16 protein-coding genes are annotated in these 19,566 nt (G+C 69.2%); 9 read left to right on the forward strand and 7 right to left on the reverse strand.

Translation table 11 applies throughout. The features are described from left to right. Positions 1–225: 225 nt before the first annotated feature. The gene (locus IFT90_RS04310) at positions 226–951 is read left to right on the forward strand and encodes a recombinase family protein (protein ID WP_192041106.1); all 726 of its coding nucleotides are present in this window, start codon (positions 226–228) and stop codon (positions 949–951) included. A gap of 49 nt (positions 952–1,000) precedes the next feature. On the opposite strand, the gene IFT90_RS04315 is transcribed toward IFT90_RS04310, so the two are convergent. After that, entirely contained in the window at positions 1,001–2,104 is a 1,104-nt protein-coding gene (locus tag IFT90_RS04315) for a DUF262 domain-containing protein (protein ID WP_192041107.1), read from the reverse strand. Further along, on the reverse strand, positions 2,101–3,216 hold the full coding sequence (locus tag IFT90_RS04320) for an adenine-specific methyltransferase EcoRI family protein (RefSeq protein WP_192041108.1): 1,116 nt from the start codon (positions 3,214–3,216) through the stop codon (positions 2,101–2,103). The genes IFT90_RS04315 and IFT90_RS04320 overlap by 4 nt, the downstream gene beginning before the upstream one ends. A gap of 352 nt (positions 3,217–3,568) precedes the next feature. Between IFT90_RS04320 and IFT90_RS04325 the strand changes: the two genes are divergently transcribed. The 4 genes from IFT90_RS04325 (at position 3,569) to IFT90_RS17505 (ending at position 7,918) form a co-directional block, all read left to right on the forward strand. Further along, positions 3,569–5,764, forward strand: a complete 2,196-nt coding sequence (locus tag IFT90_RS04325; protein ID WP_192041109.1) for a phage infection protein — start codon at positions 3,569–3,571, stop codon at positions 5,762–5,764. After that, positions 5,764–6,225, forward strand: coding sequence for an FAD-dependent oxidoreductase (locus tag IFT90_RS04330; protein WP_192041110.1), 462 nt, complete (start codon positions 5,764–5,766; stop codon positions 6,223–6,225). The genes IFT90_RS04325 and IFT90_RS04330 overlap by 1 nt, the downstream gene beginning before the upstream one ends. A 37-nt stretch (positions 6,226–6,262) precedes the next feature. Beyond that, the gene (locus tag IFT90_RS04335; RefSeq protein WP_192041111.1) at positions 6,263–7,174 is read left to right on the forward strand and encodes a patatin-like phospholipase family protein; all 912 of its coding nucleotides are present in this window, start codon (positions 6,263–6,265) and stop codon (positions 7,172–7,174) included. 177 nt (positions 7,175–7,351) lie between these two features. After that, positions 7,352–7,918 carry a Rho termination factor N-terminal domain-containing protein gene (locus tag IFT90_RS17505; protein WP_192041112.1) on the forward strand — a complete coding sequence of 189 codons (567 nt, stop codon included), beginning with the start codon at positions 7,352–7,354 and terminating at the stop codon, positions 7,916–7,918. 103 nt (positions 7,919–8,021) lie between these two features. Here the strand turns inward: IFT90_RS17505 and IFT90_RS04345 are convergent, their stop codons facing one another. The 3 genes from IFT90_RS04345 to msrA all read right to left on the reverse strand — a co-directional run bounded on the left by IFT90_RS04345 (position 8,022) and on the right by msrA (position 13,723). After that, on the reverse strand, positions 8,022–9,230 hold the full coding sequence (locus IFT90_RS04345; protein WP_192041113.1) for a cysteine desulfurase-like protein: 1,209 nt from the start codon (positions 9,228–9,230) through the stop codon (positions 8,022–8,024). A 62-nt stretch (positions 9,231–9,292) separates the two neighbouring features. Continuing rightward, positions 9,293–13,060 (reverse strand): fibronectin type III domain-containing protein, encoded by a 3,768-nt coding sequence (locus IFT90_RS04350; protein WP_192041114.1) that lies wholly within the window; start codon positions 13,058–13,060, stop codon positions 9,293–9,295. Positions 13,061–13,168: 108 nt separating this feature from the next. After that, positions 13,169–13,723, reverse strand: a complete 555-nt coding sequence (msrA, locus tag IFT90_RS04355; protein ID WP_192041115.1) for a peptide-methionine (S)-S-oxide reductase MsrA — start codon at positions 13,721–13,723, stop codon at positions 13,169–13,171. Between the two features lie 123 nt (positions 13,724–13,846). On the opposite strand from msrA, the gene IFT90_RS04360 reads away from it, so the two are divergent. From IFT90_RS04360 to IFT90_RS04375, 4 genes are all read left to right on the forward strand, one after another. Next, entirely contained in the window at positions 13,847–14,020 is a 174-nt protein-coding gene (locus IFT90_RS04360; protein ID WP_192041116.1) for a hypothetical protein, read from the forward strand. A gap of 369 nt (positions 14,021–14,389) precedes the next feature. After that, positions 14,390–16,015, forward strand: a complete 1,626-nt coding sequence (locus IFT90_RS04365) for an ABC-F family ATP-binding cassette domain-containing protein (protein ID WP_192041117.1) — start codon at positions 14,390–14,392, stop codon at positions 16,013–16,015. Positions 16,016–16,136: 121 nt separating this feature from the next. Next, the gene (locus IFT90_RS04370; protein ID WP_192041118.1) at positions 16,137–16,730 is read left to right on the forward strand and encodes a MarR family winged helix-turn-helix transcriptional regulator; all 594 of its coding nucleotides are present in this window, start codon (positions 16,137–16,139) and stop codon (positions 16,728–16,730) included. A 226-nt stretch (positions 16,731–16,956) separates the two neighbouring features. Then, positions 16,957–17,199: a hypothetical protein gene (locus IFT90_RS04375; RefSeq protein ID WP_192041119.1), complete on the forward strand. Its 243-nt coding sequence runs from the start codon at positions 16,957–16,959 to the stop codon at positions 17,197–17,199. 379 nt (positions 17,200–17,578) lie between these two features. Here the strand turns inward: IFT90_RS04375 and IFT90_RS04380 are convergent, their stop codons facing one another. Continuing rightward, positions 17,579–18,493: a siderophore-interacting protein gene (locus tag IFT90_RS04380; RefSeq protein WP_192041120.1), complete on the reverse strand. Its 915-nt coding sequence runs from the start codon at positions 18,491–18,493 to the stop codon at positions 17,579–17,581. Positions 18,494–18,507: 14 nt separating this feature from the next. After that, the gene (locus IFT90_RS04385) at positions 18,508–19,506 is read right to left on the reverse strand and encodes an iron-siderophore ABC transporter substrate-binding protein (protein WP_192041121.1); all 999 of its coding nucleotides are present in this window, start codon (positions 19,504–19,506) and stop codon (positions 18,508–18,510) included. Between the last annotated feature and the right edge of the window lie 60 nt (positions 19,507–19,566).

The raw sequence follows: 19,566 nt of genomic DNA on the forward strand, positions 1-19,566 counted from the left end.
AACCTGCGCTGGTTCATGCGGCTCGAATAGTAGGCAGAAAGGAGACGGGAGCCCTAAAGGTGTGTGACACGACGAGAGCACAATTCGTATTCAACGCCTGCCACAGTGTTGTATATCCCAACCACAGATACGAACACCGTCGGACTTGAACGAATTAGTGCGCCGCAGCCCGTCAAGTGCAAGTCATTGCGATATGCCTTTCACGCTATTGAAAGGAGCGAACTTGTGATTGACGCACAGCACCCAACTGGCCAAGAAGTGGCCTACATTCGCGTATCGACAAAGGATCAGAACCTGGCCCGCCAGGAAGCCCTGGCCGCCCCGTGCGAGGCCTCTGGTGGTAGGTCGTTCAAGGAGAAGCAAAGCGGCAAGGATCGCCAGGCCAGACCTCAGCTCCGGCTCGCAATCGACTACTGCCGCTCCGGTGACACGCTCGCGGTCTGGAGCGTTGACCGTCTGGCTCGAAGCATCAGGGATCGAGACATCATCGCCGAACTCCTGGCCAAGGGCATGTCTGTGCGATTCGAGAAGGACGGCCTGAGCTTCGCCCCCGGCGAGCGAGCAACGGCGGCTCAAAGTCTGCAGCTCAACATCCTTGGCGTCTTTGCCGAGTTCGAGCGGGACATTTCCAAGGAGCGTCAGGCAGAGGGGATCGCGGAGGCGAAGAAGGCGGGGACGTACCGGAAGCGGAAAAAGCGCTATGCGCTCACTTTCGATCAGATTGAGGGTGCTCGCAAGCGCGTAGGGCTTGGGGTTGCCGTCGCGATGGTCGCACGAGACCTTGGTGTGTCTCGCCCAACCCTCTACAAGGCAATGAACGACGAGAACAACGGGTTGCAGCCTGACATCGAGGCCATTGACTCAGAGCTGATGGGTGAGGTGGCCCGTGTCATGGTCGAGGCAGCCGAGGAATACAACATTGAAGTCGCTGAAGGAGCGACCAGCACCTGATCGGCCATGGTTTATGGCCGTGTATTCGACCGTACGAAGGTAGCCCCGGCTACTTCTTGCCCTTGCTGCGGTTGTCAAACTTGCAGAGCATCTGGCAGTTGTCTGGAGTGGTCTTTCCTCCCTCGTGCCAGGGAGTGATGTGGTCCGCTTCCATCTCCTGGATCTCGAATTCCTGGCCGCACTTGGCACAGATGCCCTGCTGGCGCTCGTAAGCCTCTCGCTTGTCCTTATCTGAGAAGCCTCGAAGGTTGAGGTGACGCTCTTGGCCGTCTAGGACGAACGAGTAGATACCTCGCTTATTCTCGATCTCGTCATCGATCATCAGAGCATCAACCCTGACGCCGAGTTGGGCCGAGTCCAAGGCCGTGTCCTTAAAGCGGTTGTAGAGGTCACCCCAGGGCAGCCCCTTCATTTCCTTCCGGTACTTCGGGAAGGTTGTGCGGACCCAGGTGACCACGCTGTTGAAGTACAGCCATAGGGCGTTCGCGTTGGGGTCGTGCTGGTGAACGGCCATGTAGCCTTCGATGGCGTCATCGTTGATCCACTTGATGGCTGTTTCAAGGTATTTCTGTCGCAAGTACTCCCCAGCCATTAAGTTCTCTGCGAGTCCATGGGCTGCTGCGTTGCGGCGGCTGAAGTACCGCTTGGCGTCTGTAACCCAGGGCCCCGAGTAAACCGCATTGCGTAGTTCCTGATCGCTGAGCTCTACGCCCGCGATGTTGATGGTCTTGAACCACTCCAGTTTCTCGCTGTCAGTCCCTGAGCAGTGGTATACTGTGAGTTTATAATCGAGGATTTGCTGCTTTTCGTCTGCCTGGAGGTTATGAAAGTAGCGGCCGTTGAAGGCAAAGTCACCATCTACGAACTGACAGATAGAGATGGTGCGCTGCTGGCCGTCCATGACCTCGTAGCTGCGGCCAGTCTCTTTCGCGGCCGCCTCGTCACGAACAGCCCAGTACATGACATTGAGCGGGTAACCCTTAGTGAGCGTGTCTATGACGGCATTCCGCTCCTTGTCCTTGTAGACGAACTCTCGCTGGTAGGGAGGCCGGATGTCGAGAGTGCCGCGGTAGCCAATAACTCCATCCTCGTCATTGTTCTGGTAGTCGGCGGTCAGCTCACGGACTGATATCTCCTGAGGAACGATCTTCACGGCTTCACTTTCCGACGGCGGATAAGGATACGGGCGTAGAGCTGAATGTAGTACTCACCATCGACCTCGTAGTAAGTCTTCTCGATAGGAGGTTTCTTGACCTTGAGCGCAGGCCCGTCGTTGAGTTTCCGCACGGCGCTGCGAGCCCCGGTTTTGCCCACCTGCGTCTGCTTGGGGTAGATCCGGCTTGGCTCGCCGAGGGGTGCCTTTGCAATCCCTACAATTTCAAACTGTTCCGGATTGTGCTTGCCAAGGAATGTGATCGGCACCCCCATCACGCCGTCATAATTCAGGGGGATGTCCACTGTCTGACTGACCTCGATGGCGTCGTAGTTGTCATAAGTCGGATAGTGCTCGGGGTCGTAGGGTCTGTAGAGAATCAAGTCTTCATGCCGCTTCGAATTGTCCAAATTCGTGAACCAGGCGGAGTTACCTACAGTCTGGTAGCGCACTCCGTCCTCGTCGACTCGCTGGCCCGTCTTAACTGGAGCGTCCTCATTCACTCGGAACCACATCTGGCCTGTGCCGGTGCGAGTTACCCCTAGCCAGACCTGACTTGCCTTGATCAGGGGCCAGACCTCCTTGTAGGTCAGGGCGTTCATGTTTCCGATGATGAGGAACTTCTTGTCGTACTCGATGAGCTGCGACATGTACTCGCGGAAGAGCGAGAACGGCGGGTTGCTGACAACAATGTCCGCCTGCTTCAGCAACTCGACGCTCTCAGGACTCCGGAAATCTCCGTCCGCCTTGAAGTGCTGAACGCCAATTTCTTCGAGTTCCGGGACTCCGCTACCGTTCTTATCGCCTTCGTAGACCAGGTAGATGGCTTGCTCGGCAGCACCCGCACTGAAGAGGTCCACATCTTGGCTCTTGTAGCAGGCGGCGATGAGCTTCTTCAGACCGAGGCGTTCGAAGTTGTAGCTGAAGTAGTGGAAGAAGTTGCTTTCCCGAGGGTCGTCGCAGTTGAGGTAGACGACTTTGCCTTCGAAGTGCTTCTTGTAGTGCTTCAGTTCCTTCTCGATGTCGGTTAGCTGGGTGTAGAACTCGTCCGCCTTGGCGCTTTTCGCGGCGTTCAGGCTTGCGCTCTTGGCGCTTGGGACGCTGATGCTCATGCGCGTACCGACATCCTTGTATTGATCACGCCTCAAGTCTAAGCGGCCGCCTCAGACGTATGGCCCAGGCGCGCGCTTGTAGCACCCCGGGCACAGGCCAACCGATCGGAGGGTAGGGCCGGGGACGCTCTTCAGCACTTGGAGGGCGCTTCAGGCCGATTGACGAGTACGAACACCGCCGGGTCCGCCACCAGCGAGCTCGCCAGAGCCAAGATGGCGGCGCATCCCCTCCTCTCATCGAGGCCGGTGCCGCGCCGCGCCGGTACTGGCGCAGATTTGACCCCAGCGGGATGGACCTCACGCTTCTGACGCAGGGCCTCGCGGCCCATTGCCGCCCCGATAGGATCAGAAAATGAAGAGCCTTCAACTCCAGCTTCGCAACTGTCACGGCATCCGGGAACTCGACGCCGAGTTCGCATTCGAGCGCCGCAACGCCGTCGCTGTTTACGCACCCAACGGCACGATGAAGTCGAGTTTGGCCCGGACCTTCTTGGACTTCTCGCGAGGTGATGCCTCTGTTGACCACGTGTTTCCGGATCGCGAGGCGACACGCGCCATTGTCGATGGCGACGGCAACCAGCCGGACCCGTCCGCCGTTGCGGTATTCCTTGCTTATGACGAGCATTACGCGCCGGACGAGTTTGCTTCGACACTGTTGGTGAACGCGCCCCTACGGGAGGAGTTTGAGAAGATCAATCAAGCTCTCCTGGAGATCGAAGGCGAGCTAGTCAAGGAGCTGAAGAAGACGGCGCGCACAAAGCAAGATGTGGCGAGTCTCGTTTCTCAGATTTTCACCAAGGAGGACGACAACTTCTTCGGAGCCTTGGCTCGAGTGAGCTACGAAGTTGAGCAGCTCGAAGACGCACCCTTTGGCGACCTTCCCTACGACACACTCTTTAACCCGAGCGTCGAAAAGGTCTTGAACGACCCGGCCATGCGAGGTCTCCTCACTGATTATGTCGAGCGTCTCAACCAGCTACTGGACAGCTCAACCTTCTTCAGTCGGTCCTCCTTCACCTACTACAACGCCGAGACTCTGAGCAAGAGTCTCGCGACCCAGGGCTTCTTCAGAGCGAATCACTCCCTCTTGCTCTCTGGCGAAGACGAACCACGCGAGGTATCAAGCGAGCGCGATCTGACCGACCTGATTGCTCGGGAGAAGCGCCGTATCACTGACGACGAACAACTCATGAAACGTCTGAGCGCGCTTGAGAAGGTGCTTAACGCGAACCAAGCGACTCGGGACTTCTTCCGATTCGTCTCAGATCGACCTGAACTCCTTGCCAACCTGGAAAACCTCGACTTGTTCAAGGAAAAGATTTGGGTCTCTTACTTCAAAATTTGCGAGGAGCTGTTCGCAAAGGCTGTCGAGACGCACAAGTCGTCCGAAGATCGGCGGAAAGCCATCCTGAAACAGGCCGCCCTAGAGCGCACACGATGGGAAGAGGTGATCGAGCTGTTCAACGCCCGATTCTCTGTCCCCTTCAGGCTGGTTCCGCGAAACCGGGAAAAGGTGATGCTGGCTCAGGAACCGATCTTGACTCTCGACTTCGACTTCGAGGACGGTGGTGGAGCGTCCCGCGTTGACAGGGAGCACCTTCTCCGAGTACTCAGCACCGGTGAGAAGAAAGCGTTCTACATCCTGAACATCTTGTTCGAGGTCGAAGCTCGGAGGAACTCTGACGAGCTTGCGGTCTTTGTCATCGACGACATCGCGGACTCCTTCGACTACAAGAACAAGTACGCGATCATCTACTACCTCAAGGAGATGGAGCAAGAAGCAAACTTCCGGATCATCATCCTTACGCACAACTTCGACTTCCTCCGCACGATCTACGGTCGTGGAATCGTGAGTTGGGGTCAGTGCTTCATGGCGGAGAAGAATCCTCAAAGGGTCAAGTTCAACGCCATGAGCGGGAGCACGATCACAAACCCGTTTACCAACGACTTCAAGCAGAAGCTCTTCACCGACGGCATGAAGCGGGTAGCCTGCATCCCGTTTGTTCGAAACTTGCTGGAATACAGCAGCGGCACGGACGACCCGCGATACCTGCGGCTTACTTCTCTCCTGCACCAGAAGGCAGACACGCGTTCGATAACGCAGGGTGAGCTTGATTCGATCTTCACCGGTGCCCTTGCGGGGCTGCCCGACAAGTCCTGGCCGGATAAGGACGAGCTTGTTGTCGACATGATCTACCGGGAGGCGGACGCGGCGCTCGAAGCTGACGAGGGGATCAACTTCGCTAACAAGATCGTCCTGTCCATGGCCATTCGCCTGCGATCTGAGTCCTACATGTTGAGTCTGATCAGCGATCCAGCCGAGACTGATGCGATCACTAGGAATCAGACCTGGAAGCTCTACGAAATGTTCGAGGGCCGCGCGCTCGGAGGCGAGGATGAGTTGGCGGTCCTGCGATCTGTACTGCTGATGACGCCAGAGAACCTGCACATCAATTCCTTCATGTATGAGCCGATCATCGACATGTCAGACGGGTCCCTCAGGGAGCTCTACGCGAGGGTGGCGGACCTGGATCGATCGACCGTCTAATGAACGCGCACTCAGCCGACGTGCACCCCAGGCAAAGAGCAAAACGTCCGGCGCGGACTGAACCAGACCTCCTCGTCGTCGGTGCAGGCCTCTTCGGCCTCACCGTGGCCGTACACGCAGCACGGGACGGTGCGAAGGTACTCGTACTTGAGCGCCGGAGCTACATCGGCGGTAACGCGAGCGACTATCTCGAAGAGAGCACGGGCGTCAGAGTGCACCGCCACGGAGCGCATCTTCTTCACAGCCCCCACGAGGAGGTTTGGAACTACCTCGGCCGCTTCACCGAGTTTGCTCCCTACGAGCACCGGGTCTTTGGGACACCGGCGCTGGGGAGGAGCGGCTGTCGCGCCCGTTCTCGGGACCGGGCAGGCGACGCGGAGCCGAGCGGAGGGGAGCCGAGTCGAGCCGAGCCGGAGCGAGGGTGGGCACGGGCTGAGTGCCGTGCCTGCCCCCGGTCGTAGCGTGGGCCGGTTCCCACCACGCTCACCAGGAGGTCCCATGACCGACACCGCCCCCACCACCTCACCGGCCCCGGCCGGCCCCCGCACCGCCGTCGTCCTCGGCGGCGGCGGCATCACCGGCATCGCGTGGGAGCTCGGCGTGCTCGCCCGACTGCTCGAGGCAGGCATCCCGCTGGGCGACGCCGACCTCGTGGTCGGCACCTCCGCGGGCTCCGTCGTCGGCACCACCCTGCGGCTCGGCGCGAGCGGCATCGCCGGCGCGTACGCCGAGCAGCTCGAACCCGCCGCCGCGACCCCCGAGGCAGCCCTCGACGGCGAGGACTTCATGCAGCGCATCGGCCAGGCGATCCAGGGCGCGACGAACGCCGAGGAGGCGCGGGCCCGCCTGGGCGCGCTCGCCCGGCAGGTGCCCGTCACCGGCGACGAGCCCGAGCTCGTCACGACCATGCGCGAGCGCTTCGGCGCCGGCGCCGCCTGGCCCGAGGGGCAGCTCGCGATCTGCACAATCGACGCGACCGACGGCGAGTTCCGGGTGCTGACCGCCGCCTCCGGCGTGCCCCTGCACGTGGCCGTCGCGGCCAGCTGCTCGGTCCCGCTCGTCTGGCCGACCGTCGAGGTCGACGGACGGCCGACCATGGACGGCGGCATCCGCTCGGGCACCAACGCCGACGTGGCCGACGCCGCCGAGCGCGTGCTGGTGCTCTCGTGCGGGCCGGAGCTCGCACAGTCGCCCCTCGGACCGACCCTGCCCGGCGTCGTCTCGACCCGGATGGGCGCCGACCGGCCCGTGTTCGTCATCGAGGCCGACGCCGAGAGTCTCTCCGCCTTCGGCGCGAACTCCCTCTCGAGCGCCAACCGCGGTCCCGCCGCCGAGGCCGGGCGCCGTCAGGCCGAGGGCGTCGTCGAGGCCGTGCGCGAGTTCTGGGCCGGCACCGCCGCCGGCGCCTGAGCGGCCTGCACCCGGCCGCCGCGCACCCCGCAGTGGACCATCAACCTCGTCGTTGCGGGGTGTTCGGTCCACTCCGGGGTGCTTCGCGCTGACTGGGAGACGCCTCCGAGCGGGCTGCTGCCCGGCTGGACCAGTGCCAGGCTGAGGTCGATCCCGCACCCGAACCGAGGAGGCCCCGTGGCCAGCACGAAGAAGCTCCAGAAGGCCGCGACTGCGGCACTCGACTCCGCCCTCGACGCCGTCGTCGACGCGCGCAAGGGCGTCAAGGCGCTGGCCAAGGCCGACGGCGCCAAGAAGACCAAGAAGGCGCGCGGCGCGGCCGAGGATGCCCTCGACACCGCGGCGAAGAAGATCACGGACGCTGAGAAGGCGACGAAGAAGGCCGTCAAGAGCGCGACGAAGAGCGCGTCGGGGGGCTCCTCGAAGGAGGCGCCCACCGCCTCCCCGGAGGCGCCCGCCGCCCCTGCCCCGAAGCCCACGAAGTCGCACAAGCAGGTCGAGGCGGAGGTCGCGCAGAAGTCCGTCGTCCCCACGACGAGCGCGCCGAAGGGCCCGAGCGCTGCCTACACGCCGCCGCTGCCGCACGCCGACGAGACCACGGTCACGGCGCACGACGGCTCCGAGGCGCACGTCGACCTGCACGCCCAGACGCTCGTCTCGCTGCGTCAGCTCGCCACCGACAAGGGCGTCACCGGCGTCTCGCGCCTCACCAAGGCCCAGCTGATCGAGAAGCTCCAGGCCTAGCCGCCCAGCCTCCCGCCCGGCCGACGGGCGCTGAACCGGCGCGAACTGCTGACGGGCTCTGACCACAGGGCAGTTCGTGCCGGTTCGCCGTCGCAGGCGCGGCTCAGGCTGCGACGAACTCCTCGATGCCGGCGACGAGCCGGTCGACGTCGGCCTGGTCCGTGTACGGCGCGAGGCCGATGCGGAGCCCGGTCGTGGCGTCGTCGAGGCCCATGGCCTGCCACGCCTCGATCGCGTAGAAGTGCCCGGCCGGCGCGAGCACGTCGCGCGTCGCGAGGTGCGCGGCGAGCTCCCGCATGCTCCGCCCCTCGATCGTCACGTAGAGCGTCGGCGTCCGTCGGGCCGCCCGCGAGCGGACCGTGAGGCCGGGCACCTGCGCGAGCCGCTCCTCCAGGGCCGTGCGCAACGCGGTCTCGTGCTCGTGCACCGCCGCGAAGGAGGCGACCAGCGCCTCCCTGCGCGTCGTCGCGTCCCCGGGAGCGATCGCGGCGAGGAAGTCGACGGCGGCCGTCGCCCCCGCGAGCTGCTCGTAGGGGAGCGTGCCGAACTCGAAGCGCTCGGGCACCACGTCGGTCGACGGCAGCAGCTTCGCGGGGCGGATGCCCTCGAGCAGCTCGGGATCGGCGCCGAGGACGCCGCAGTGCGGCCCGGCGAACTTGTAGGGGGAGCAGACGACGAAGTCGGCGCCGAGCGCGGCGCGGTCGACGACCTCGTGGGCGGCGAAGTGCACGGCGTCGACCCAGACCAGCGCGCCGACGGCATGCGCGCGGTCGGCCAGGGCCGCCACGGGCGGCTGCGTGCCGAGCAGGTTGGAGGCGGCGGTCACGGCGACGAGGCGGGTGCGGCCGGTGATCGCCGCGGCGACCGACTCGAGGTCGAGCTCACCCGTCGCGGGGTCGAGCTCGATCCAGTTCACGGTCGCGCCGACGGCCTCGGCCGCCTGGACCCACGGCCGGATGTTGGCGTCGTGGTCGAGCCGGCTGACGACGACCTCGTCGCCGGGGCCCCACGTCGCGGAGAGGTGGCGCGCGAAGTCGTAGGTCAGCTGGGTGGCGCTGCGCCCGTGGACCACTCCCGCCGCGGGGACGCCGAGGAAGTCGGCGTAGGCGGCGCGGAAGGCCTGCACGGTCGCCTCGCTGTTGCGCTCGGAGGCGGTGCTCGTCCCGCGGATCGACGTGGGGCCCGTCATCGCGGCGAGGATCGCCTCGCCGACGACGCGCGGCGTCTGGGTGCCGCCCGGTCCGTCGAAGTGGGCGATGCCTGAGGAGAGGGACGGGTAGGCAGAGCGGAGGGCGGCGACGTCGAGGGGCATGCACCCTGCTTACCAGGTGCCGGTGCCCTCGACCTCGCCGCCCTCCTGTGCGGCGCCGCGGCCTAGCCTCGCGGGCGGCCCCGCCTCGACGAGCGGACGCGCAGCAGCGTGCCCAGCGCGCCGAGCAGCACCCCGCCGGCCACGGCGGCCAGCGCGTCGTCGTCGCCGGTCGTCGCGAGGGCTCGACGCGACGCGGTCGGCGCGGGTGCGAGCCCGGCACCAGCCGGGACGGCGGACGCAGGGCCGGTGACAGCCCCGGGGAGTCCGCCGGCGGCGGGCAGTCCGCCGAGGCCGGGCCGATCTGCGACCGGCTCCACGACGGGGTCGATGCGGACGGAGACGCTCACCGGCGCGATGGTGGTGCCGGCCCCGTCGAGCACCGCCACCAGGTGGTGCTCGCCGGCCTCCGCCTCCTCGGGGATGCGCCCCTCGAGACGGATCGTGCCGTCGGAGCCGACGACGCCGGCGGCGAGCACGCGGACCACCGAGTGCAGCTCGAGCGAGACCGCGGCACCGACCGGGAGGTGGTCGGCCGTGAACACGATCGGGTCGCCCGCCGAGACGGTGCGCCCCTCGAGGCTGGTGCCGTCGGGCCGCGAGATCGTCGGGGCGAAGACGAACGGCGTGGTGGTGACGACGGCGCTCCAGGCGCCGGCACCGGCCGCGTTGACGGCGCGGACGCGGACGTCGACGGGGGCGCCGTTCCGGAGGCCGTCCAGCACGGCGGCGAGGCGCGTCGAGCCGGTCGTCACGAGGGCGCCGTCCGGCGCCGCGGCCTCGACCTCGTACCGGGCGACGGCCGCGCCGCCGTCCCACGCCGGGGCGGACCAGGTCGCGTCGACCGTGCCGTCGCCGTGCGAGAGCGCGAGGCCGGTGGGGGCCTCCGGCACGGTCCGGGGCGTCGCCGCGACGACGGTCGACGCGGCTCCCGGGCCCGCCGCGTTCACGGCCCGCACGCGGAGCTCCTGCTCGGTGCCGTTGCGCAGCCCCGTGAGGGTCGTCGCCGTCGTGCCCGCGTCCGTGCCGCGGACGGTCGCCCAGCCGCCGTCGACGAGCTGCTCGACGAGGTAGCCCGTGACGGCGTCGCCGCCGTCGTCGAGCGGGGCGCTCCACGTCAGCGTGACGACCTCGTCGCCGGCGGTCGCCGCCGGGCTCGCCGGTGCGCCGGGCGTCGTCCGGGGAGTGGTCGACACGACGTCCGAGGCGCTGCCCGGTCCAGCCTCGGTGACCGCGGTGACCCTGAAGGAGGCGGCCGTGCCGTTGACGAGACCTGAGACCGTCCGCCTGGTGCCCGTCCCCGAGACCTCCGCCTGGGCCCATTCGCCGTCGCCCGTCGAGGTCTCGAGGAGCCACGACGTGACGGGCGAGCCGCCGTCGTCGACCGGGGCGGCCCAGCTCAGCAGCGCACCGCGATCCTGCGGGAGCGCCGTCAGGGCCAGCGGGGCGGAGGGCGCGGACCGCGGGGTGGCCGCGACGGTCTCGCTGACCTCGGAGTCGCCGGCGGCGTTCACCGCGGTCACGCGGAAGGAGGTGCGTACTCCGTCGACGAGGTCGTGGACGACGGTGCCGGGCACCAGCGACGTGCCGACGGGGGCCCAGCTCAGGCCGGTGGACGCCTCGACCACCCATTCCTGGACGGGGGAGCCGCCGTCGGAGGGGACGGTCCACGTGAGCGCGACCGAGTGCGGTCCGGGCTTCGCCGTCAGGTCGGCGGGAGCCGACGGGACGGTGCGCGGCGTCGTCGTGACGGCGGCGGACGCGGCCGACCGGCCGCGCTCGTTCCGCGCGGTGACCGTCACGTCGTACGCCGTGCCGTTGGCCAGGCCCGTGATCGTCGTCCGGGTCGACGACGCCGGGAAGACCGAGCGGGTCCCGTCGGCGCCGGTCACGACGACCTCGTAGCCGAGGAGGGTCGAGCCGCCGTCGGCCGGTGCGCTCCAGCGGAGGGCGACGCTCCGGTCGAGGGGCACGACGACCACGTCGTCGGGCGCCGCGGGCACGCCGAACGGCACGACGGCGACGGTCGCGCTCGTGGCCCCGTCGCCTGCAGCGTTGCGGGCCGTGACCCGCACGAGGACCTGTTCTCCGTTGACGAGTCCGGTGATGGCCGACGTCGTGACGGAGGCGCCGAGCTGCTGCTGCGTCCAGCTCGTGCCGCCGTCGGTGCTGTGCTCGAGCAGCCAGCCGGTCAGCGGCGAGCCGCCGTCGGAGTCCGGGGCCGTCCACGAGGCCGTCGCCGTGCGGTCCCCGGCCGTCGCGACGACCGATCGGGGCGCGTCCGGGGCGCGCCGAGGCGTCTCGGCGGCCGAGGACCGCGGGCCCTCGCCCGCGAGGTTCTCGGCGGAGACCGCGAGCCGGTACGGACTGCCGTTGCGCAGCCCGTCGAGCACGACGGAGGTGCCGGTCACGACGACCGTCCGCTCCTGTCCGCCGTCGGACCAGCCCACGAGGTAGCGGGTCACCGCCGAGCCGTTGTCCGCCGCCGGCGCCCAGGAGAGGGAGAGGGTCCCGTCCCCGGGGACGACCTCGGGTACCCCGGGGGCCGAGGGGAGCGTGTACGGGACCGCCGTGGCGGTGCCCGGCGCGCTCAGTCCGAGGGCGTTGCGCGCCCGGACCAGGAACGAGTATGAGGTGCCCGGCCGGAGCCCGGCGACGGTGCTCGTCGTCCCCTGGACGTCCTCCTGGTGCTCGACGACCGCGCCGGACGCGGTCTCGGACACCACGAGCTGCCACGAGACCACGGGCGAGCCGCCGTCTGAAGCAGGAGCCGCCCACTCCACGACGACGTCCGACGTGGGCCGAGGGGTCGCCGTCACCGTCGGGGCTCCCGGCACCGAGACGGGCCGCGCACTGGCGGTGCCGCTGGCCGGGCTCGTGCCGGCCGCGGAGGTCGCCGAGACTCGGAACGCGTACGTCGTGCCGTCGGTCAGCCCCGTGACTGCTGCCGTCGTGCCCGTGACGCCGGCGGGCGACGCGGGGCCCCAGGCGCCTCCCGCGGGCTGCTGCTCGACGAGGTAGCCGGTGACGGGGGTGCCGTTCGTGGTCGACGGCGCCCACGAGAGCGAGGCGGACGACGCGCCGGCCGAGGCCGTGAGGCCCGTCGGGGCAGCCGGAGGAGCGGCGGGCGTCGTCGGCGCGGACGAGGCCGACGGGCCGGTGCCGGCCGCACTGAGGGCAGCGACGGCGAAGACGTAGCTGCGGCCCGTGGTCAGGCCCGTCACGTCGAGTTCGGTGCCCGGTGCGGCGACGTCGGCGCTGCCGCCGTCCCAGGTGACCCGGTAGGAGGTGAGCGCCGGGCCGCCGAGGTCGGCCGGCGGCGACCACGTGACGCTGATGCTCCCGGCGCCCGTGGCCGTCGCGACGACGGACCGGGGGGCGCTCGCGGGGCGGGCGGCGAAGTCGAACGAGATGAGGTACTGGATGACCCCGCCGTAGGTCGGGTCCGCGGCGGTGGCGGAGAACTGCGCGTAGCCGACGTTCTGCGGGACGCCCGTGATGCGGCCCGTCGACGAGAGGCTCAGGCCCGCGGGCGGGGCGTCCACCGCCGCCCAGGTGGAGTTCGCGCTGGCGGCCGAGGCCGGGAGCTGGTGATCGTACGGCTGCCCCACCGTGCCGGGCGCGGCCGTCAGGTAGCCGTAGTTGGCGCCTCCGCCTCCGCCTCCGCCGCCACAGGCACAACTCGGGTCGGAGATGCCGAGGGCGACGCTCGGCACCACGAGACCGCTGAAGACCGTCAGGGCCACGACGGCGAGGGCCAGACGGTGCAGTCTGCCGCGTCGATGACCGCGGTGCGAGGTGCTCAGGGGGGCAGGCGTGGGCAGATCGTTCATCCGTCGGTCTCCGTCGTGAGGGTGCCCGCCGCTCAGGGAGGCGGCGGGCACCCTCACGATAGATCGCAGGATACCTGCGGGTATGCACCCCGTTCGGGGCTGCGCCTGCTAGCTCGCGACGGACTCCTGCTCGCGCTTCGGCAGGACCCAGCCCGGGCGCACGAAGTGGCAGGTGTAGCCGTTGGGGAGCTTCTCGAGGTAGTCCTGGTGCTCCTCCTCCGCCTCCCAGAAGTCGCCGACGGCCTCGACCTCGGTGACGACCTTGCCGGGCCACAGGCCGGAGGCGTCGACGTCGGAGATGGTGTCGAGCGCGGTCGCGCGCTGCTCGTCGGACGTGTAGAAGATCGCCGAGCGGTAGCTGTCGCCGATGTCGTTGCCCTGGCGGTCCTTCGTCGACGGGTCGTGGATCTGGAAGAAGAACTCGAGCAGCTCGCGGTAGCTGATCACCGAGGGGTCGAAGACGATCTCGACGGCCTCGGCGTGGCCGGCGTGGTTGCGGTAGGTGGCGTTCGGGGTGTGGCCGCCCGAGTAGCCGACGCGGCTCGAGACGATGCCGGGTCGACGACGGAGCAGCTGCTGCGCGCCCCAGAAGCAGCCGCCGGCGAGGACCGCTCGCTCGGTGGTGCCGGTGGAGGGGGAGGCGTCGGGTGCGATGTCGTTCATGCGGGGGAATCTACGCCCGACGTCCGACAGTGCCGTGTGGCCGGGCCGAGTGCTGGCTGTGCACGGCGTGCAGTCTGTGCCCCGGAGCTTGCGTCGCTGCCTCGCCCCGGGGAGGATCGGGACATGGAGTCCTTCATCATCGCCCTGATCGTCCTCGGATCCGTGGTGGTGATCGTCGGCATCGTCATCGCCCTCGTCACGCCCGTGCTCTCGGGCCTCCTCGAGCGTCGCACCGCGTCGAAGGGCCGCCTCGCGGCCGAGTCGCCGTACCGCACGCCTCGCGCACCCCGCCGCTGAGAGCAGGGCGGCCGCGCACTCGCCGGCGTCACCGCGACGGACCGATCGGGTCGCAGCGGGAGTGGTGCCTCGGGAGCGCAGCCCTGCCGTGAAGCTCATCGACGCTCCGCGAGGCACCTGACCGGGGGTTCACGACGTCCCGGCCTGAGATCACGGTACGACGCTGCTCCTGAGATCGCCAATCGCAAAACCCCTGGTCAGAGCCCTTGAATTTCCTAGACTCCCTAGCGAGGCGGCGCGACCAGGCATTTCCCGTCGACACGCCCGGGTCGGGCTCTGTCCGTTTCGCGCAGTCCTGAGGCGTCCTGGTCGACGCGACGGGCGCCTCCTCGGCTCGTCGGCCCCGTCCCGCCCTGGGATGATCGTCGGATGAGCCTCATCCGACTGCACGACGTGTCCGTCCGCTTCGAGAACGCCCCCGTGCTGCGCGAGGCGTTCTTCCGGCTCGAGCAGGGCGACCGGGTCGGCCTGATCGGCCGCAACGGCTCGGGCAAGTCGACGCTGCTCAAGCTCGTGCTCGAGCAGGTGCAGCCCGACACGGGCACCGTCACGGTCGAGCCGGGCACGCGCATCGGGTACTTCTCGCAGTTCAGCGAGCTCGACGGGACGTCGACGGTCACGGAGGTGCTGCAGGGCCTCTTCGAGGGCGTGCGCGCCATGGAGGCCGAGCTGGCCGACATCGATTCCGCCATCGCGGTCGCGGCGGTCGACCCCGACCAGGGCGACGAGCTGACCAGGCTCATCGACCGCCAGGCCGAGCTCTTCGCCGAGATGGACCGCCAGGACGGCTGGGACTACCCGCGCCACATCGACACGGCCCTCACGACGCTCGGCTTCACCGAGGAGCACCGGTCGCTGCCCATCGACGACCTGTCCGGCGGCTGGCGCAACCGGGCGGCGCTCGCGAAGATCCTGCTCGAGCAGCCCGACGTGCTGCTGCTCGACGAGCCCACGAACTTCCTCGACGTGGCCGGCGTGGAGTGGCTCGAGCAGTGGTTCCGCGACTTCCGCGGCGCCGCCGTCGTCGTCTCGCACGACCGGCAGTTCCTCGACGCGGTCGTCACGCGCATCGTCGAGGTCGAGGCGTTCCACCTGCACGAGTACCCCGGCGACTTCGGCGAGTACGTCGTGCAGAAGCAGTTCCGGCTGAAGACGATCGAGCAGCAGTTCGCGCACGAGTCCGAGCTGCTCGCCTTCGAGTCCGAGGGGATCGCCGACCGGCGCGAGGCGGTCAAGGTCGCCAAGGCCGCGAAGGCAGGAGGCGCGGGCGGCCTCACGAAGGAGCTCGCGAAGATCAAGAAGCAGCGGGCCCCTCGCCCGGTCGACCAGATCATCACCGAGATCTACGGCGGGCTGCACGTCAAGGACGTGCTCTGCCGCGTCGAGGGGCTCGGCAAGTCGTACGGCGACCGCGTGCTCTTCGACGACGTCTCGTTCGAGCTCCGTCGCCGCGACCGGATGGTCGTCTCGGGCTCGAACGGCAGCGGCAAGAGCACGCTGCTCCGCGTGCTGGCGGGGGAGGAGCGGGCCGACCGGGGGCGCGTCGACTGGGCCGGCGGGGCGAGGGTCGTCTCGTACGACCAGGTGCTCGCCGATCTCGACGACCAGGACACGGTGACCCACGCGGTCAACGCCATGCCGGACAGCCTCGCCCTCACGGCGACGCGCAAGTCGGTCGGGCGGTTCCTCACGATGTTCCAGTTCTCGGAGGCCGACGTGAAGCAGCGGATCGGCGCGCTGAGCGGAGGCCAGCGGGCCCGGGTGGCGATGGCGCAGTGCCTCCTGTCGGGCGCCTCCGTCCTGCTGCTCGACGAGCCGACGAACCACCTCGACCTCGCGAGCACGCAGGTGATGGAGCGGGCGCTCGTGCACTTCCCGGGCGCGGTCGTCGTCGTCAGCCACGACCGGTTCTTCAGCGAGAAGGTCGGCAACCGCCGAGTCGTCTTCGGGGCCGAGGGCGCCGCCGTCGGCGAGCTCGAGGTCGGCGCGGCCTGAGCCCCGCCTCCGGCTGTCCGCGCCCGCAGCCCCGGGGGTGTTGACTGGGGGAGCTGCGCCAGTCAGGTCTGTCGTGGAGACTCCCCTCCCGCGAGCACCGACACCCAGAAGCGAGGCCGTCATGGCCACCCCCGCACCGCACGCCGCCGACACCCTCCCGCCCCAGGCCCAAAACGCGCAGGAGGGGCCGGCCGACTCCGAGCCCGCCCTGCGGAACGCCCAGGTGGTCGGCACGGGCATGCCGCTGCTCGAGGAGCGCGCGCCCACCGACGCCGCGAGCGAGATCCTGGCCCGGATGCGCCGGGTCCGCGACGCGGACATCGCGTTCGCGCTGCAGCTCCGTCAGCAGCTCGGCCTGAGCGGCAACGACCTGGCCGCGGTGACGCTCATCCAGCACTGCGAGGCGAAGGGCACGAACGCCCACGCGAAGGACATCGCCCACCAGCTGGGCGTCACGAGCGCGGCGGCCACGATCATCGTCGACCGGCTCGTCGCCCTCGGGCACGTCGCCCGCGCCGCCGACCCGGCCGACGGGCGTCAGCGCATCCTCAGCCTCACCCCGAGCACGTGCGCGCTGCTCGAGCGAGCCACCCAGGAGGCGGACCGGGCGCTGGCCGAGCTGGCCGCGACCCTCTCGACCAGGGAGCGGACGCGGCTGACGACGCTGCTCGACGCCGTCGCGGAGATCCTCGACGCCGGGCCGGCCGCCTCCTAGGGCCGGACCGCGGGGTCGGTCGTGATCTATCCGCAATGCGAAGTCCCTCGCACGATTAGCTTCGTGCATTAGGTAGAGCCCTCGCCGGGGCATAGCTTCGGGGTACCGGATCTTCCCCTCCGGCGCCCTCCGCCGATACGCCGCCAACATCCTGGTGGTCCTTCGCGGGGCGCTGTGCACCCGGTTGACGCGAGGCCAGCTACGCCTCAGATCACGGCCGTGTCCCATGACGACGATCGATCCTGTCCGAACTGCCGCCCGCCCGCTCCTCCACGTCCGTGAGGTGCCCGCGCCGGCCACCCGCCCCCCGCTCGCACCCCGTGGCGCGAGCAGCTACACCACCGCTCCCGGCGCCGTGCCCGTGCGCATCGGCTCCTACCGACGCGGCGCTCGTGCGTCACGCCCTGCAGCCCCGGTCGTCGCGGCCGAGCTGACCTACGGCGACTTCTTCGCCACGCCCGGCGCCTAGCGCCGCGGCGTCGCCCTCCCGCGACGCCTCCTCCTCCGGCACCGTCCGGCAGTCGGCACCCCGACGCACTCGCCCTGTCCCGCACCCCGGTGCAGGGCGACCTCCTCAGCTCCCTTCACCCGAGAGGCACCACCGTGACCCAGACCCCGTTCACTCCCGCCCCCGTCGTCGACCACCTGTCCGTCGCGACCGAGGCCATCGACGTCATCTCGCTGATCTCCGCCCAGGACGCCGCGTGACCGCCGCCGAGCTGGCCGCCCTGCCGCCCGAGGCGCTCGTCGACCTCGTCCGTCGCGTGCTGCGCGAGCCCGCCGCGCGCTAGGGCGCTGCCCCGCGGGCGGTCGCGTCACGTCGCGACCCCCGAGAACCGCNGCCGACGTCAGTCGGCGAAGAGCGCGCCGACGGGCTCGCGCTTCTCGGCCTGGAACGCGTCCTCGACGCGGCCGAGCGCCCAGTAGGCGCTGAGCGACAGCGACGACCGCTCGAGGCCCCAGGTGTCGTGCAGGACGACCCGCGCCTCCTTCATGGCACCTCGCTCGCCGTGGGCGAAGACGCGGAGCGGCGACGTGGGCGGCTCGAGGCCGCGGAGCGCCGTCAGCAGTGCGCTGCCCGGACGCGCGCCGGCACGGTGCAGCCAGCGGAGCTCGACCCCGTCGGGTCGGGCGAGCACGAGCTCGTCGTCGGCCCCCTCGACCTCGATCAGCGCCAGCCCGCGGGCGTCGGGCGCCATCGACTCGAGCGCGGAGGCGATCGCCGGCACCGCCGAGTCGTCGCCGAGCAGCAGGTCGGGCACGGCGGGGTCGTCGGACGGCGACCACAGCCCACCCGGGCTCGACATCTGCAGCCGGTCGCCGGGCCGGGCCGCGAGCGCCCACGGCCCTGCGACGCCCTCGTCGCCGTGCACGACGAAGTCGACGGCGATCGTCCGCGCGGCGGGGTCCACCGAGCGGATCGTGTACGTCCGCCGCACAGGCAGCTCGTCCGGCTCGAGGCGGCCGCGCAGCTCGTCGAGGTCGAACGGCGGCTGCAGCCCCCGGTCGGGTCGCGGGGGGAGCAGCAGCTTGACGTAGCGGTCGGTGGCCGCCAGCTGCTCGGCCCCGGCCTCGACGAACCCGTCGAACGCCTCGCCGCCGAGGTGCACCCGCACGAGGTGCGGCGACAGGCGCTCGGTCCGCTCGACCACGAAGACGTGCTGGGCACGCACCGGCCGGGCGGACCGGACGGCAGGTGCGACGGGCGCGGTGGCAGCGACGGGCGCGGCGGCGGGGGCGGAGGAGGCGGCGGCGTCGGTCACGCGGGACTCCCCGGTCAGCTCTGGGTCGCCGTCTCGAGCAGCGGCACGAGCTGGTCGAGGGCGTACTGACGCGAGAGCGCACTGCTCAGCGAGTACGCGGCCGAGACGTCGCCGTCGATGACGAGGTCGTGACCGGCCTGCACGGCCGGCACGGCCTTCCACTGCGGGTCGTCGGTGATCTCGGTCGTGTCGATGTAGATCGGGAACGCGACGATGACGTCCGCGTCGATCACGTCGAGCTGCTCGGACGAGATCGTCACCGAGAACCCGCCCGAGTTCGGCGTGAGGGCCGCGATGGCGGGGTTCTGCTCGAAGCCGAGCTCCTCGAGCAGGTCGACGCGCTCGCTGCCCTCGACGTAGGCGCCCCAGCCCTCGCTGGTCTTCGTGGCGGCGGTCACGGTGAGGCCCTCCCACTCGGGGTGCGCCTGGGCGATGGCCTCGACGGCCGACTCGCTCTCGTCGACGAGGCGGTCGCCCTCGTCCTCGAGGCCGAGGGCGGTCGAGACGAGGTCGAGCTGGTCCTCGAAGTCGGTGAGGTAGTTGTCGCCGCCCTCGGGCACGCCCACGGTCGGGGCGATGCTCGAGAGGCGGTCGTACCGGTCCTGGTCGCCCGAGCCCTTGGTGTCGAGGATGAGGTCGGGCTCGAGGGCCGCGATCGCCTCGTAGGAGGGCTCGAGCGTGCCGATGATCTCGGGCGACTGGTCGTAGAGGCCCTGGGCCCAGGGGCCGACGCCGTCGGCCTCGTCGCCGAAGGCCAGCCAGTCGGAGGCGCCGACCGGCTGCACGCCGAGGGCGAGCGCGGTCTCGGCGTCGCCCCAGCCGAGGGCGACGACGCGCTTCGGCTGCTGGTCGATCGTGACCTCGCCGAACTTGGTGTCGACGCTCACGGGGAACGTGCCGGCCGCGACGCTCGGGCCGCTGGTGGCGGCGTCGTCGGCGGCGCCGGCGGAGCAGCCGACGAGGGCGAGGGAGGTGGCGGCCAGGACGGCGACCAGGGTGACGGGGGAGCGCATGGGGGTGTCCTCGGGACTCGGGGGCGGGGTGCTGGCTCGCGTCGGGGCGAGACCCAGGTG

Source organism: Frigoribacterium sp. CFBP 8766, from assembly GCF_014841435.1.
GTDB lineage: Bacteria > Actinomycetota > Actinomycetes > Actinomycetales > Microbacteriaceae > Frigoribacterium.

What these genes read in the sequence shown, in the direction of transcription:
- IFT90_RS04320 (WP_192041108.1), bottom strand. Translation starts at nt 3,216, where the DNA reads ATGAGCATCAGCGTCCCAAGCGCCAAGAGCGCAAGCCTGAACGCCGCG.
- IFT90_RS04325 (WP_192041109.1), top strand. Translation starts at nt 3,569, where the DNA reads ATGAAGAGCCTTCAACTCCAGCTTCGCAACTGTCACGGCATCCGGGAA.
- IFT90_RS04330 (WP_192041110.1), top strand. Translation starts at nt 5,764, where the DNA reads ATGAACGCGCACTCAGCCGACGTGCACCCCAGGCAAAGAGCAAAACGT.
- IFT90_RS04335 (WP_192041111.1), top strand. Translation starts at nt 6,263, where the DNA reads ATGACCGACACCGCCCCCACCACCTCACCGGCCCCGGCCGGCCCCCGC.
- IFT90_RS04345 (WP_192041113.1), bottom strand. Translation starts at nt 9,230, where the DNA reads ATGCCCCTCGACGTCGCCGCCCTCCGCTCTGCCTACCCGTCCCTCTCC.
- IFT90_RS04350 (WP_192041114.1), bottom strand. Translation starts at nt 13,060, where the DNA reads ATGAACGATCTGCCCACGCCTGCCCCCCTGAGCACCTCGCACCGCGGT.
- msrA (WP_192041115.1), bottom strand. Translation starts at nt 13,723, where the DNA reads ATGAACGACATCGCACCCGACGCCTCCCCCTCCACCGGCACCACCGAG.
- IFT90_RS04360 (WP_192041116.1), top strand. Translation starts at nt 13,847, where the DNA reads ATGGAGTCCTTCATCATCGCCCTGATCGTCCTCGGATCCGTGGTGGTG.
- IFT90_RS04365 (WP_192041117.1), top strand. Translation starts at nt 14,390, where the DNA reads ATGAGCCTCATCCGACTGCACGACGTGTCCGTCCGCTTCGAGAACGCC.
- IFT90_RS04370 (WP_192041118.1), top strand. Translation starts at nt 16,137, where the DNA reads ATGGCCACCCCCGCACCGCACGCCGCCGACACCCTCCCGCCCCAGGCC.
- IFT90_RS04375 (WP_192041119.1), top strand. Translation starts at nt 16,957, where the DNA reads ATGACGACGATCGATCCTGTCCGAACTGCCGCCCGCCCGCTCCTCCAC.
- IFT90_RS04385 (WP_192041121.1), bottom strand. Translation starts at nt 19,506, where the DNA reads ATGCGCTCCCCCGTCACCCTGGTCGCCGTCCTGGCCGCCACCTCCCTC.